At 50.6% G+C, this 13,689-nt stretch carries 13 protein-coding genes; 7 read left to right on the top strand and 6 right to left on the bottom strand.

Annotated elements, in window-relative coordinates:
- Window positions 1-209 precede the first annotated feature (209 nt).
- Genes M467_RS27530 through M467_RS27520 form a run of 3 tightly spaced genes read left to right on the top strand, consistent with a single transcriptional unit; the run spans window position 210 to window position 2,603 of the window.
- Window positions 210-770 (top strand): VanZ family protein, encoded by a 561-nt coding sequence (locus tag M467_RS27530; RefSeq protein ID WP_021067429.1) that lies wholly within the window; start codon window positions 210-212, stop codon window positions 768-770.
- Window positions 771-790: 20 nt separating this feature from the next.
- Window positions 791-1,471: a response regulator transcription factor gene (locus M467_RS27525; RefSeq protein ID WP_021067428.1), complete on the top strand. Its 681-nt coding sequence runs from the start codon at window positions 791-793 to the stop codon at window positions 1,469-1,471.
- Complete coding sequence (locus M467_RS27520) at window positions 1,461-2,603, top strand: sensor histidine kinase (protein WP_031200240.1); 1,143 nt, start codon at window positions 1,461-1,463, stop codon at window positions 2,601-2,603. The genes M467_RS27525 and M467_RS27520 overlap by 11 nt, the downstream gene beginning before the upstream one ends.
- 142 nt (window positions 2,604-2,745) lie before the next feature.
- Here M467_RS27520 and M467_RS27515 read toward each other — a convergent pair whose 3' ends face one another.
- The 4 genes from M467_RS27515 to M467_RS27500 form a co-directional block, all read right to left on the bottom strand.
- Complete coding sequence (locus tag M467_RS27515; protein WP_021067426.1) at window positions 2,746-4,248, bottom strand: PH domain-containing protein; 1,503 nt, start codon at window positions 4,246-4,248, stop codon at window positions 2,746-2,748.
- The gene (locus tag M467_RS27510; RefSeq protein WP_021067425.1) at window positions 4,245-4,754 is read right to left on the bottom strand and encodes a PH domain-containing protein; all 510 of its coding nucleotides are present in this window, start codon (window positions 4,752-4,754) and stop codon (window positions 4,245-4,247) included. Before M467_RS27510 ends, M467_RS27515 begins: the two co-directional genes overlap by 4 nt.
- Before the next feature lie 73 nt (window positions 4,755-4,827).
- Window positions 4,828-5,499: a WGR domain-containing protein gene (locus M467_RS31505; protein WP_021067424.1), complete on the bottom strand. Its 672-nt coding sequence runs from the start codon at window positions 5,497-5,499 to the stop codon at window positions 4,828-4,830.
- Between the two features lie 562 nt (window positions 5,500-6,061).
- Complete coding sequence (locus M467_RS27500) at window positions 6,062-7,153, bottom strand: FUSC family protein (RefSeq protein WP_031200238.1); 1,092 nt, start codon at window positions 7,151-7,153, stop codon at window positions 6,062-6,064.
- A 172-nt stretch (window positions 7,154-7,325) separates the two neighbouring features.
- Between M467_RS27500 and M467_RS27495 the strand changes: the two genes are divergently transcribed.
- Both M467_RS27495 and M467_RS27490 read left to right on the top strand, forming a co-directional pair.
- Window positions 7,326-7,946: an NAD(P)-dependent oxidoreductase gene (locus M467_RS27495; RefSeq protein WP_031200237.1), complete on the top strand. Its 621-nt coding sequence runs from the start codon at window positions 7,326-7,328 to the stop codon at window positions 7,944-7,946.
- 17 nt (window positions 7,947-7,963) lie between these two features.
- The gene (locus M467_RS27490) at window positions 7,964-11,344 is read left to right on the top strand and encodes a dynamin family protein (RefSeq protein WP_021067419.1); all 3,381 of its coding nucleotides are present in this window, start codon (window positions 7,964-7,966) and stop codon (window positions 11,342-11,344) included.
- Here M467_RS27490 and M467_RS31750 read toward each other — a convergent pair.
- The gene (locus M467_RS31750) at window positions 11,331-11,495 is read right to left on the bottom strand and encodes a hypothetical protein (RefSeq protein WP_158406027.1); all 165 of its coding nucleotides are present in this window, start codon (window positions 11,493-11,495) and stop codon (window positions 11,331-11,333) included. The two genes, M467_RS27490 and M467_RS31750, sit on opposite strands and share 14 nt — an antisense overlap.
- A gap of 9 nt (window positions 11,496-11,504) precedes the next feature.
- Window positions 11,505-12,071, bottom strand: coding sequence for a histidine phosphatase family protein (locus tag M467_RS27485; protein WP_031200236.1), 567 nt, complete (start codon window positions 12,069-12,071; stop codon window positions 11,505-11,507).
- 192 nt (window positions 12,072-12,263) lie between these two features.
- Between M467_RS27485 and M467_RS27480 the strand changes: the two genes are divergently transcribed.
- A complete protein-coding gene (locus tag M467_RS27480; RefSeq protein WP_235045188.1) occupies window positions 12,264-13,019 on the top strand; it encodes a class I SAM-dependent methyltransferase in 756 nt (251 codons plus the stop codon).
- A gap of 112 nt (window positions 13,020-13,131) precedes the next feature.
- Complete coding sequence (locus tag M467_RS27475) at window positions 13,132-13,647, top strand: AAA family ATPase (protein ID WP_144060669.1); 516 nt, start codon at window positions 13,132-13,134, stop codon at window positions 13,645-13,647.
- Window positions 13,648-13,689: the final 42 nt, after the last annotated feature.

Genomic DNA, 13,689 nt, shown 5'->3' with positions numbered 1-13,689 from the left:
GAAACGCGAAAACGGTGAAGTTGACGTGACGAATGATATCTGGGCGCCAAACATCGATCCGAGAGCAAGCTTCTTGATTGATTGTTCAACAGTTCGAGGCAGAGCAAAGCGCTTTGCCTTTTTTAGATTTCATTTATGACTCCTTTAAGAATTCTTTAAATCTGCCATCTACACTGAAGACAGTTCAAATTCTTAGGAGGTTTATTCCCATGTATAATCAGAATTATTCAGTTATGTTCACAATCGAATCAGGGGTCGTTCTCATCCCACTCGCCATCCTCGGACTCATCACGTTACTCGTCTGGTCGTTTCGCAAGAAACATGTAAGAGCCGCACAAACTATTTTGCTTCTATCATTCGGGATATACTTATTAGGCGTCCTTCACTTCGTGTTTTTCCCGATTGACGTCAATTTAGGAAAGTATGCGAATCAAGTTCCGTGGTGGAGAACGATTAATTTTATTCCGATTTTGACCATCGATGTGTATTCATTTGTGCTGAATGTCGTGATGTTCCTCCCGTTCGGCTGTTATCTTCCATTTTTGAAACCGTCGATCACGAAAAAAGAAGTACTTAAATTAGGATTTCAGTTTAGTCTGATCCTTGAACTGATTCAATTATTGGTGCGCACGACACTAGGCAGTGGACGAAGCACGGATGTGAATGATTTATTGGCAAATGCGTTCGGGGCGCTCTTAGGGTTCTTACTCGTTCGCTTCGTCGTCCAATACGCCCCGTTCCGACGTTTGTATCAGAATTTCCAACTTTAATTCGCGAGGGAGTTTCAAGCATGACAAAAATCTTGTTAGTGGATGATGATGTCCAAATCGCAGAACTGATTGATGTGTATGTAAAAAATGACGGGTATCACACGACGATGGCAACCGACGGGGAAATGGCGCTTGACTTGTTCAACCAAGAATCGTTTGACTTAATCATTTTAGATTGGATGATGCCTCGGATGGATGGGCTTGAATTTTGTAAGCGGGTGCGCCAGACGAGCCAAATTCCGATCTTAATGGTCAGTGCCAAAGTGGGTGATATGGATAAGATATTGGGATTGACGACGGGAGTCGATGACTACATCATCAAACCGTTCAATCCGCTCGAGTTGATGGCACGTATTAAAGCATTGCTGCGCCGTTCAAACTATAACCGACCAAGCGAGTCCTCAAGTGTACAAGCTGGCCCTTTCCTCATCGATCGAGCCAGCCACACCGTCATGATGCAAGAGCAGACGATTCGATTGACTGCACGTGAATTTGAGATTTTGTATTTACTGGCGAAACATAAAGGCCGGGTGTATAGCTCTGAAGAAATATTTGAGGCTGTCTGGCAAGAGCATGGCGTCGGGTCGAACCAGACGGTGATGGTTCATATCAGTAACATCCGCGAGAAATTACATGCCGTTGTGCCACATGAGGTCATCATTCATACGGTGTGGGGAGTGGGATATAAAATTGAGACATAATATATGGCGCGTCATAACGTTCATCCCGATGTGGAAACGTCTGCTGTATGTGGTGATTGCGTTTGGAGTCGCCACCCTGAGCGGTGTTCTGTTACTGCCTGCCGTCTGGTACTTTGAGGAGTCTTCACGATTTGTGGAGAGTCTGATCATCGTATTGTCGTATTTCCGGGAAGGTGTCATCGTCATGTTTTACAGTCTGATGGTCATCGTTTGTCTCGTGTTGATCTATCAATATGAGCGTAAACGGTATTTACAGGTTCACATTGAGCGGATGACTTCACTTGTCGAAGAACTCCATGCCAATCGTGATTTGGTTGAACCATCGGTCCCGCCAGAGCTAGAGCGGTTGATGGCGACCGTTCGCGCCATCTCGGACAGTGCGGCAAAAGCGGAGCAGGAATTGGTTCAAGCTGATCGTTTGAAGCACGAGCTCGTGACGAACGTCGCGCACGACTTACGCTCCCCGCTCACGTCAATCACGGGTTATCTTGACTTGATTCACAGCGACCGTTACCGGGACGAGGTGGAATTGCGTCATTACATCCAAGTCATTCATGCGAATGCGATCCATCTGAAAGGATTGATTAACGATATCTTTGACTATACATTTCTACAAAACGACCGAATCGCGCTGCAAACAAGTGAGATCCGTCTCGATGAATTGCTCAATCAGCTCATCATGCAGTCGACGTTACGTCTCTCGGAAGTTGAAATGGAAGCTCGATTCAGCTCTTCAGCCAAACGACCCATCGTTGAAGGTGATGCGTTGAAGCTCGTCCGTGTGTTTGAAAATATACTCGAGAATGCGATTCGTTACGGTCGTGACGGAACGTATATCGATACGTTCATTGAAGATACGGATGAAGTGGTTCTTATCAACATGACGAATTACGGCGAGGAGGCCATCCCATCACGTGACATCCCATACGTGTTTGAACGATTTTTTAGAGTGGAAAAGTCACGCGCACATTACACTGGCGGATCAGGTCTCGGTCTCGCCATCGCCAAGTCCATCATCGATTTACACGAGGGCGAGATTCACGTGACGAGTCAACCAAGAAAAACGACGTTCACAATCATTCTCCCAAAAGTCTCTTCCAATGCTGTTCATGAAAAATCATGGCCCGTGTGACCTACACGCGCCATGATTTTTGCATTCACACCAAGCAGGATCAACTTCAAGCTTATGTCGGAGCGAGCCCTCAAGCCGATTAAAAAAGACGAGCCACTCGCAACACGCGAGTGGCTCGTCGATCACATGACCGGGCTATCCGTTAGCCCGGTGTTTTCATATCTTCCTGTACCGTATAGCGGGAGAACCAGTTCAGCATGGCGTCCGCCTCTTGTTTCGGGATATCTTCAATCAACTCATACGCTAGAACACCGCGAGTCAAAAACAAGACGTTACACACATCGAAACGGCGTTGAAGCGGCGTCTGCGTCACTTGAATCTGCTCAATCCGCGGTTTGTCAGTCAAAAACGATGTGACGGTGAAGGCGCCGGTCCGTAGTTCGATGAACCGACCATTCTGGGCGTAGCGCGTCGTCATATAGCTCAACAGTTTGCCGCCGATGATGATGGCCCACAGGAGGATGAGCCACCAGGCGTAATCTCGAAAGAAGTAAAGGACGACGCCCGAAATGATGAGACCGACCCAGTTGATGCGCAACAGTTTGATCCAAAGCGAGCGCTTCGGCAGACGATGAAGCGCATCAGACCAGACGAACTGGTCGAAGTGCTCGTTCAACACATTCATCGCCCGTTCTCGTTTCACGAACGGGAGGATGGTCGAGGACTCATCTTTCACCTCGTCCATCGTTCCGGCCGCGACGAGTTCGACACCGACGATATTGAACCAGCGCCGAATGAACGTCTCTTTGATTCGGATTGCTTGGATTTTTTCATATGGGATTTCTTTTGCCGAACGATTTAAAAGACCTTTCTCGACGCGGACTCGATCGCCGCGCCGTTCGAGACGGAAGTTCCCATATTTCAAGAAATTGATGACCATGCCGATGACAATCGACAGGAGCAAGACCGATAAAACGAGCATACCGATGGCGATAATTGACGCGTGGACGACCCAATCGCCGACCGTGTCAAACGTCCCGTCGAGATTGATGAAGTCATCAATCGACGAGATGATTGTCGAAGCGACAGGGAAAATCGCGAATACCGATAGTGACGTCAACGAGGCGATAATGATCTCTCGTGTCGATAGTGCATATAACAACCGACTTGCCGGCTTTTCGATTGATAGCGGTTCTGACGTTGCTTCAGCCTCTCCTTCTATCGGTGAGGCAGTTTCTGTTTTCCGATGACGGACGTGGTCGAGAATGTCCTCGAGCCGCTTCGCCTCGTTCGGGAAGACGCCGGCCAGTTTGAACGAAGCGTCGTCGCTGTTCGCGTTCGTATCGAACGTCAATTCGACGACCCCGAGCAACCTGTACAAGAACGGGCTGTTCGAGTGGACACTCTGAATCTTATAGAGCGGGAGCGACTTCTCTTTCTTGATCCAATTACCGTCGATGATGTATACCGTCTTCTCATCGAGCGCATACCGGAAGTTGAGCCAGCCAAAGAACTTCTGCAGGACATCGAGTCCAAGGAAGAGCAGAATCCCGACGCGCAGGATGATGCCGAACGTCGACTCCCAGTCGTTGTTTAGTACGAACAAGAGCACGAGCGGGATGGCGAACGACTTGATGACCTCTAACACTCGAAGCATGAGGACGCGACTCGGCAGTCGATGCCACGTGAGGGCGGCTTCCGTCATACGACATCCTCCTCCTCGATGCGGGCGTAGACGGCGATCTGTTCACGAAGCGTCTTCGCGAACGACTCCTCGATTGCATAAATGTCGTGCGACCCGGCCGCCGTTCCAATCGTGATCGTCTGCAAGCCGTACTTTCGTAGCAGCGGGCCTTGTTGGGCGTGGACGTATTGTACTTTCGTCATCGGGATTAACACGTCGTTTGTCGTGATGACCCCATGATGCAAGCGAATCTCGAGTGGTTTCACATCATACGTGAACCGCTCTTGCTTCCATTTTTGGAAGACGACAATATCAATCACACTATAGATGAGGTCGATGGCGAGTAAGGCGTACATCGTATATTGCAGCCATGTCGGCCAGTCAAAATAAAGCGCTGCGGCGACGAGGCCCCCTGTGATGACGAGCCCAATGAGATAAAAGATGGCGCTCGACAGTCGGAAGACGGTACGTGCCTCGATTGGCAATGTGCCGCTGAATGATGTCGGTGTTGTTTCTATGTCTGACATTGGTGTTTCCCCCTAACGATTCGGAGCATGTGTCCGTTCTACCTCTAGTATACGGCGCGTCCGCTAAAAAGTTTCAAATTGAGGTTGGGAAACTGTTCAACTGCAAGCTCATCGATTCAAACCGCGGTCTGTCTTCTGATTTGACTTGCTGGATGAGGCGGTCGAGTGCGGCGACACCTTGCTCTTGTAGCGCAGCGTCTAGATGACCGGTCAGTTTAATTGACGTGAACGCACTCGACATGACGGCGACGTCACAGTCGAAGCCGTATTCATATGTCGCCCAGTCGTCAGGGCTCGATACATCCCGCTCCATCCAGCCTGAAACGATGTCGTACGCACCGACGAGGAAGTCGATGTTCCGGTCTTTTCGGATTGCGTCCTCGAACATCACGAGCACGTCGGCACCTTCATCGCTCCCGAATGGACTATATTCATCCGTGCAGTCCAAATAATAGTCATCTTGGAAGTGAGCATTGAACCGAGTGTGTGTCGTGAGTCGGTTCGGTCCGACTTCCGGGTCGTCGACATAAATCAAGTCGTCCCAATCGGTATCGGTCTCGACGTACCCTTTCCGGAGTTTCTGACGAATCCGCTTGTCCGCTTCTTTGCGGCAGATATCCCCGGATTCGAAATACTTAATTTGAACTTTACCAATCGTCCCGAGTTTTCCGTAATGGACGGCGAACTCGTCGGAACCGACGCGGATGTTCCAAAACTTCTTGGTGTGTTGTAGGTACGTTTTCATCAAAACCTCCAGAATGATATATGAGTTCAGTCAAGTGCGGGTAGTACAAAGAGACGTTTTCTTGGTTTGAACGTCAGAATTTCCTCATGAGTCTTCCCTTCTTCTTCTACAGAGATTCGTAGCGTGTAGACACTGGTCGGATTTGGTTCAGCACCTAAAAATGCGAATTCATACGAGTTGCTTTGATCCATCTCAATTGGATTGATCATAGTATCCCCAGTCATTTGGATGTCGTTCTCATAAAAAGATAGATTGACGATGACACCGTCTGACTCCTACCACTCCACCTGACCCGCCCACGTCTCTTTTAAGGAATGAGAAACCGTATAAACCGCATCAAACTTCCCGTCACTTGAACTCGCAATAAGCTTGGGCGGAAGGGTCAATGAGGCAACCATCCAAATCACTGATAAAAGAAAAACAAGGCCTATACTTACTTTCTTATTCATTATGCTGATCCCTCCCTCATTACTGCACGCCTCTCATACATTCAGCGACAACTTCCGGTATTCCTTTTCGCTCCATAAAAAAAGCCAAGCCGCTTCTGCGACTTGGCGATTTGTTAGTCTTCAAAGAACCATTTCTTACGTGGCTCCACTTTCAAGTTGTCCCCGTGCTTCTTCATCTCAGTGATGAGGTAACGTTCGAGTTCGTTCATTGCCTTGACCCAGTCTGTCATCGTCGCGACGAGCGGGACGACGGTAAGGATGAGGTCTTCCTCTTCATCCCGCATCTTCTCAATCATCAACTTCGCGAAGTCGAAGTTCTCGTGAATCAAATCCTCTTCCCGGTCGATGATATGCTCGTTCTCGAGTTCATACGCTGAAAATAGACGCTCATGCCGTCTGAGCAAGTGCCGCATATGACGCATCAGTTCGTCCTCGAGCTGGGGCGGTAGATGTTCGAGCGTCAGAAAATCGTCATGCAGCTTGTCGAGCACGTGGATGGCGGCACTGTTCGTATCGATCATCTTCGACTTCAAGACGGCCCGGCGATAAATAGGCGTCTTCTTCTCGAGCCAGCGGTTGGCTTTAATCTCTTCTTCAAAGAAGTCGTACGTCGTCTTTGAGCCTCGATGTTTCTTTTTCGTCTCATCGAGTGACTCGAACGACGAGCGACCTCCTTCCGTCTCCGAGAACAGTCGCGCGATACGGACGGCCATTTGGAACACGGTCGTAATCTCGTCCTCGAGCTTCCGCTCATAGCGCGGCGGGAACAAGAGCGCATTGACGAGAAGCGCCACCGTGATCCCCATCATGATGAGCAAGTAACGCTCCCCGGCGAACATCCAGACGGGCATGTCCGATTGGCTGGCCCCTTCCATAATCAGAATCGTCGTCAAGATGACGGTCCGGGTCGTCGACTCGAGGTTCAAGAAGAGAAGGATCGAGATGGCGATGATGATGACGACTCCGATGGCGATCGGTGTCGGGTTCGGCGTCAACATTAATGAGAAGACGGCGAGCAAAGCCCCGATCAAGTTCCCTTTTAGTTCTTCTAATAGCCGGACACCCGTCTGATAAACGGACGGCAATAACGCGAGCGAGGCCGCGAGCGCCGGTACGACAATCTGTTGAAATTGAAATGCCTCGGCGATGAGCAATACCAAGGCGACGGATATCCCGGTCTTGATGGTTCTAGCTCCAAATCTCATGCGGTGTCGACAACGAAGTGTCTTCCTCCCTTATACACGTCTTAACTTTTTGTATCCCACTTACCCTGCCCTGAAACCTCACAACTTCAAGCCGTTGTCTCCTGTTTCGATAGCGCTTCCGTGGTATGATGGCGTTGGATATTTTCTTTAATCTTGATTGGGAGGGGTTTACTTGTCAACCATTGCTTTATTTGGAGGGAGCGGCCGCACGGGGATGCGGTTGCTTGAACGTTTATTAGAAGACGGCCACGACGTCCGACTGTTGTCACGCCGCGAGGTCGAACCGAGGGATCGTCTCATGGTCATCATCGGGGACGCGACCGATGCGGATGCCATCGCAGAAACGGTGAAATCGGCCGACGTCGTCATGTCGGCGCTCGGTACGGATAAGCAGGACGTCTTGTCCCGCTTCACACCGCTCATCATCTCAACGATGCAAGCAGCCGGGATCACGCGCATCCTGACAGTCGGGACGGCTGGCATCTTGCAGGCACACGACTCCGATCACTATCGCTTCGAGACCCGCGAGTCGAAACGTTCGATGACGACCGCGGCCGAGGATCACGCCCGGGCATATGAACTGCTCGATGCATCGCCGCTCGATTATACAATCGTCTGTCCGACCCAATTGATTGAAGATGCGTCCGTCGGGAACATTGTCATCACAGCTGACGTGCTCGGGACGCAGAACTCGGGACCGATCTCGCGTGACGATGTGGCGGAGCTCGTCATTCAAGCCTGGGAAAACAACTCATATCGTAGACACCGCGTCGGCATCACGACGGAATCATAAGTAGGGGATGGGGATTTATGAACGAACAACGCATGCGCCTCGCGCAATTGACCGACGTATTTGACATGCAAGCTGAGACCGAGTCGGCTCGTCTCGCCAAGACCGCACTCCGAAAAGTGACACAAAATGAGATTTGGATCGCTGTCTGTGGTCATTTCTCGGCCGGTAAGTCGACGCTTCTCAACAATTGGCTCGGGGACGGTGTGTTACCGACGAGCCCGATTCCGACGAGTGCGAATATCGTGACGCTTCGACAGGGGGAAATCGGGGCATCCGTCGCCGTCAACGACACAGATTGGATTCGCCTCGCGCCGGATGAGCTCGACCATTTGAGCGACTACTGCAAAATCGAAGAGATTAAAGAAGTCGAGTACGCCCTGCCCCGCTTCCCGTTCGGAAGCGACGTCGTCCTTATGGACACGCCTGGGATCGACTCGACCGATGAACGGCACCGTCAAGCGACGGAACGCTCGCTCTTTCTCGCCGACCATCTGTTCTTCATGATGGACTACAATCACGTCCAGTCCGAACAAAACATCAAACTGATGAAACAGTTTAGCGCCGAAGGACGTCCCTACTCGATCATCATCAACCAAATCGATAAGCACGATGAAGGAGAGCTTCCATTCAGTACGTTCAAGCGTTCGCTCGAGACCGCCTTCACCCGCCATGCGATTAATCCGGACGATATGTTTTACATCTCGCTCCGTGAGCTCGATCACCCGGAAAATGAGGTCGAACGCCTCCGGACGTACGTCCAAACCGTCATCGACGCCGCGCTGGAACATGCGGAAGCACGCGCCGACTTGCTCGTTGACACGTTGCTCGCCCGGTCCACTCGTGCGAACGACGCGCTCCTGAACGAGTTGCCGGTCATCGAGAAGCAGCCGACGGAGATTCAAGCCCGCCTGCAACGCCTCGATAAGAAAGCGATATGGCTCACCGCGTTCCGCCGCGAGTTCTTCAAACACCAGACACCAATCGTCGCGAGCGCGCCGATCATGAATTATGAGTTCCGTGAACTGTTGCGGGACTATCTCGAGAGTTGTGCGCCGGAGTTCAAGGTCGGCCTGTTCTTCTCAAAAGACAAAACACGCCAGGAACGGCTACGTCGTGAAGATATCGCCGTCAAGGAGTTCAACCGATTGATTGATACGAACCTTCGCCCCCACTTGATCAAGTACGCTGAAGATATCGTCCGCGATTTGAAACTGCCCGAGGCGATTTTGTCCCGTCCGGATACGTTACCGACTGCACCGAGCACGCTCATCAGTGACCAAGTGAAGTCCGGCGCATCGCTCAGTGGTGACACGGTGCTTCAATACAGCCGCGACATCGAGTCGGCTCTCGCCTCTTGGGTAACGAAAGTGTCCGAACCGTGGGTCACGTCCGTCGAAACGTATCTTGAGGCCGAAGGCAAAGACCGAATCCATGCCATCGAGACCGAGCAAGATGAGTTGTATGACATGCTCGACACGCTGGCGCTAAAACGTCAGCTGGCGGAACAGCGAGACGAGCTCACCAATTACACGACACGTGACCTCTCTGCTTCGCGTTTGAAGGACCTTGAGACCCGCCACTACGTCACGGCCGACCAATTGCCGCAGAAACAAGTCGAACATCAACAACAAGAAGTTGCTTCGACCTCGCTTTTGGTGGATGATATTACCGCTTTGTCATTTGAATTTTCATATGAGTATGCGGTATGTGAAATACTAGAGAGCCATCCGTTATTTAAGTCACGCGTCAAATCGCTCCGTCATAAATTGGCCCGGGCCGAATCCGAGACGTACACGCTTGCCATCTTCGGGGCGTTCTCGTCCGGTAAGTCGTCGACGTTGAACGCGTTGCTCGGTGAGACGGTGCTTCCGACGTCACCGAACCCACTGACGGCGTCGATCACGAAAATCGTGCCGCCGAACGGCCGTGCCAACAAGAGCGCGTTGATCACGTTCAAGACACGTGCCGAACTCGAGGCCGAGCTGAACGGTTACGGGGCGTCACTCGACGCACTCCATCTCGACCACCCGTTCGTAAACGCCGTCAAGAACGCTCCCCTGTCCTATCTCGGTAGCCAGGAGACGGTCGACTATGACACGTTCTGCTCGTTCGTCACGGAGGAAGAGAAGAGCTGTATCGTCAAAGAGATCGAGCTCGCCATCGACTCCCCTTGGGCCGAGCGCGGCATCATCTTCGTCGACACGCCGGGTGCCGACTCGCAGTTCAACCGTCATAGCGAGGTGCAGTTCGGCTATATGCGTGACGCCGATGCTGTTTTATTTGTGACGTACTACAATCACGCTTTCACCGAGGCCGACCGTGAACTCGTCATCCAGCTCGGACGGGTCCAAGGGACAGGTGACCATCACATGTTCTTCCTCGTCAACGCATCAGATTTGGCGGCCGATGAGACGGAACGGCTTGCCGTCACTGATTATGTGTCGAACCAGTTGACGAAGCTCGGTGTCCGTCATCCGACGGTGCTACCGATTTCGAGCCGGAACGCCATCCAAGGCACGGACGCAGGATTCGAACGATTCTCGGCCAAGCTTGAGCAATTCGTCGACCACGATTTGCGTCAGGCGAACGCGGTCCGCATCAAAGACGAGACAGAAGCCCTCGTCGCCGCGTTCGAGGACGTTGTACGCGAGGCCGAAGCGGATGCGAGCGTCAAGGCGGCCCGCCGTGACAAGCTCGAACAAGTACGCACGTCTGACAATCGTCTCAACGTCACGACGCTCGAAGACCCGTTCAAGCGCGAGACGGACGAGCTGCTCGCTCACCTCGAGACTCGCTCGCTCCTCCGGCTGTCGGACTTCGTCAAAGAGACGTTCCACCCGGTCGAGGTCGATGGGTCGAAAGCGAGCCTCGAGCGCGCCCTCACCCGGACGCTCGACAAGTATGCGTATGACATCCATCAAGAGTTGCAAGTGTTCCAATATCGACTCGAGCGCTTCTTGAAACGAGAGACGGAACGCTTGATCGAGCGCGAGACGCTCAAACTGCGTCCGCTCCTGCCGACGTTGTCGTTCGAAGATGACATCGACATCGATTGGCTCCGCGACGCCGTCGACCCGGTCACGTTCGAGGCAGCCCCGTTCCGTCCCGTCTTAAAGCACTATAAGAACGCGAACCAGTTCTTCGAAGGCGACGGCCGGACGAAGTTGCGCGACGACTTGAGCGCCCTGTTGAAGACGGCAGTGCGTGAACAGCTCGCGCGCGTCGGAAGTCATCAAGTCGAACGGACGGCGACGCACCTTATCGCGCTCGAGACGACGCTCAGCCAGGACTGGGACCGTGAAGTGAACGACCTCGTCGCCGGCGAACTGAGCGTGCTCTCGGACGGACAATCGTTCCAAGACATGACACAGCGCCTCGATGCGCTCAGAAAGGACTGAACGCATGGGTTCCTTGTTGCTCGTCGGCCTGATTCCGGCCGTCATCATGACGGTCGCGCTCGGCTTGTTTATCCGCCATCTGTATTTGAATAGAGAGTAGACTTTGAAGGATGGGACCGAGACCGGCCCCATCCTTTTTCCATGTCATCATAAACCGACTTCAAACCACTCCTTGACGGTCCCAAAGCTTTTCGACGCTCAATAGTTCTTGTTTGTCGAACGTCACTTTATATACGTCCGGCATATCGAGTTCTTTCCAGAACGTATAGCCATACTGTTCATCAAAATAATTTAGGATCAGCACCATGATATTCCCATGCGTACCGATTGCGATTCGCTTTCCTTCGTATTGGTCGAGTAGTGACAAGATCGCACGGACTCCACGCTGTTGAGCGACAACGTTCGATTCGCCGCCTTCCCACGTAAATGTCGGATCTTCCCACACTTTCGTCATCGCCAACGTGAAATCTTCCGCCGGTTCTGTCGTCAACGTCCGTTCCCGCAAATCGTCCATGAGTAGCACTTCTGTTCCAAGCTGGTCAGCAATCCCTTGTACCGTTTGAATGGCTCGTTTATATGGGCTCGAAACGACGAGTTCGATCGCTTCTTTGCTTAATATGTTTGTGATGTGAGGCACGTCACCAGCCCCTCTTTCAGATAAAGGTCTCGTCCACTCATCGGCTGTATATGTAGAGTGTGCATGTCTTACGAAATATAAGGTCGTCATGTCATCGTCTCCCGTTCTATATATGTCATCATTTACTATCATTCCACTGAAACTTATTGTAAAATTATCCAGCGCCACTTTAGTATACCCCTCAAATTGTTAAATGCTGTTGATTTTGCTTCGAACCATACAGCTTTTCATAGTGTTACACACAACTCGATCGTCAGGTACAAACAGAGAGGACAGATGCGTTTGAATAAACAGACAGAAACTAATAAAACCGCTTGGGAGTACCGTGCCTATGAATTTTGGCAAAAGCGCGACGGCACACCAGCAGAGAAGGCCAACGAGTTATTAAAAGACCCGAGAGCCAGTTTGAAGAAACACCGAGACTATTTTCATGACGTAGAAGGACTGAACGTGGCCAATCTATGCGGGTCGAACGGAAGAAAAGCCGTCCCGCTGTCGTTGATGGGGGCGAACGTCACCATCTTCGATGTATCCGAAGAGAATAGAAGATATGCACTGGAATTAGCTGCCTGTGCCCAGACGAGAATCGACTATGTGTTAGGTGATGTCTATGACCTCGATGTAATCAAATACGAAGGCCGATTCGATCTTCTTTATTTAGAGGGTGGCATCTTACACTACTTCGATGATCTCAATCGATTGTGTACTATCCTAAATTCAATCTTGAAACCCGGGGGAACCATGATCTTAAGTGATTATCATCCTCTTAGAAGATGCATTGGTCCTGAGTCTACATTTATGCCCGTCTATTTTGATAACGGATTGCATGAAGAGAACATCGCGTTTAAATCGTTTTTTGATGAAAACGAACAACAGGACTTCCCTGATGTTTTGCTGACACATCATACGCTGAGCGACATCATGAATTCGGTGATCATTGCCGGCTTTCAAATCCGTCGTTTTGACGAACATCGAGGTTGGAACGATGAGAATATGCCATGGGAATTCACGATGGTGGCCACAAAAAATATGGGTTGAACCTGGAGCGAAGTATTCACATAATGGAGGCTTCGCAGTTTGCTACCATTGATTGTTTCACTCACCATTAAATCCTAATATTTTTACATCCCAATCGCGTAGAAAGGAGAATATGATGAAACCGATTCTAGTTATATTGCGAGGCAATTCCGGAAGTGGAAAGACGACCATCGCCAAACAGATTCAAAAAAACTTTGGACCTGAAACGATGCTCGTCTCCCAAGACGTAATTCGAAGGGGTATCTTACATACACGTGACAAAGACAATAACTTATCGATTGAGTTGATTGAACGGATTTCGTTATATGGTATGGAACACTGTCCGATTGTAATCCTCGAAGGAATCCTAATCAAAGAACGGTATGGAAAGATGATATTGAACCTGATTGACGCCTTTAATGGAAATGCGCTCGTCTACTATTTTGACTTATCTTTAGAAGAGACTTTCAAACGACATCGAACAAAAGGTGACGACCTCGAGTTTACCGAACAGAATTTAATGAAATGGTATCGTGCTGAGGATTGGTTAGGTGTGAACAATGAATCCATATTGACCTGTGATTTGTCTAATGAAGAGATTGAGAGAAACATCATCACCGATATTTACGAGCTCAATTTGAAAATATGAGTTTTGTTTGTTGAATAAATAATTCCAGTGAATCTTATAATT

The sequence above is a fragment of the Exiguobacterium chiriqhucha RW-2 genome, assembly GCF_000416965.1.
In the GTDB taxonomy this organism is placed as follows: domain Bacteria; phylum Bacillota; class Bacilli; order Exiguobacteriales; family Exiguobacteriaceae; genus Exiguobacterium; species Exiguobacterium chiriqhucha.
This window is presented reverse-complemented; position numbering and strand designations above follow the sequence as displayed.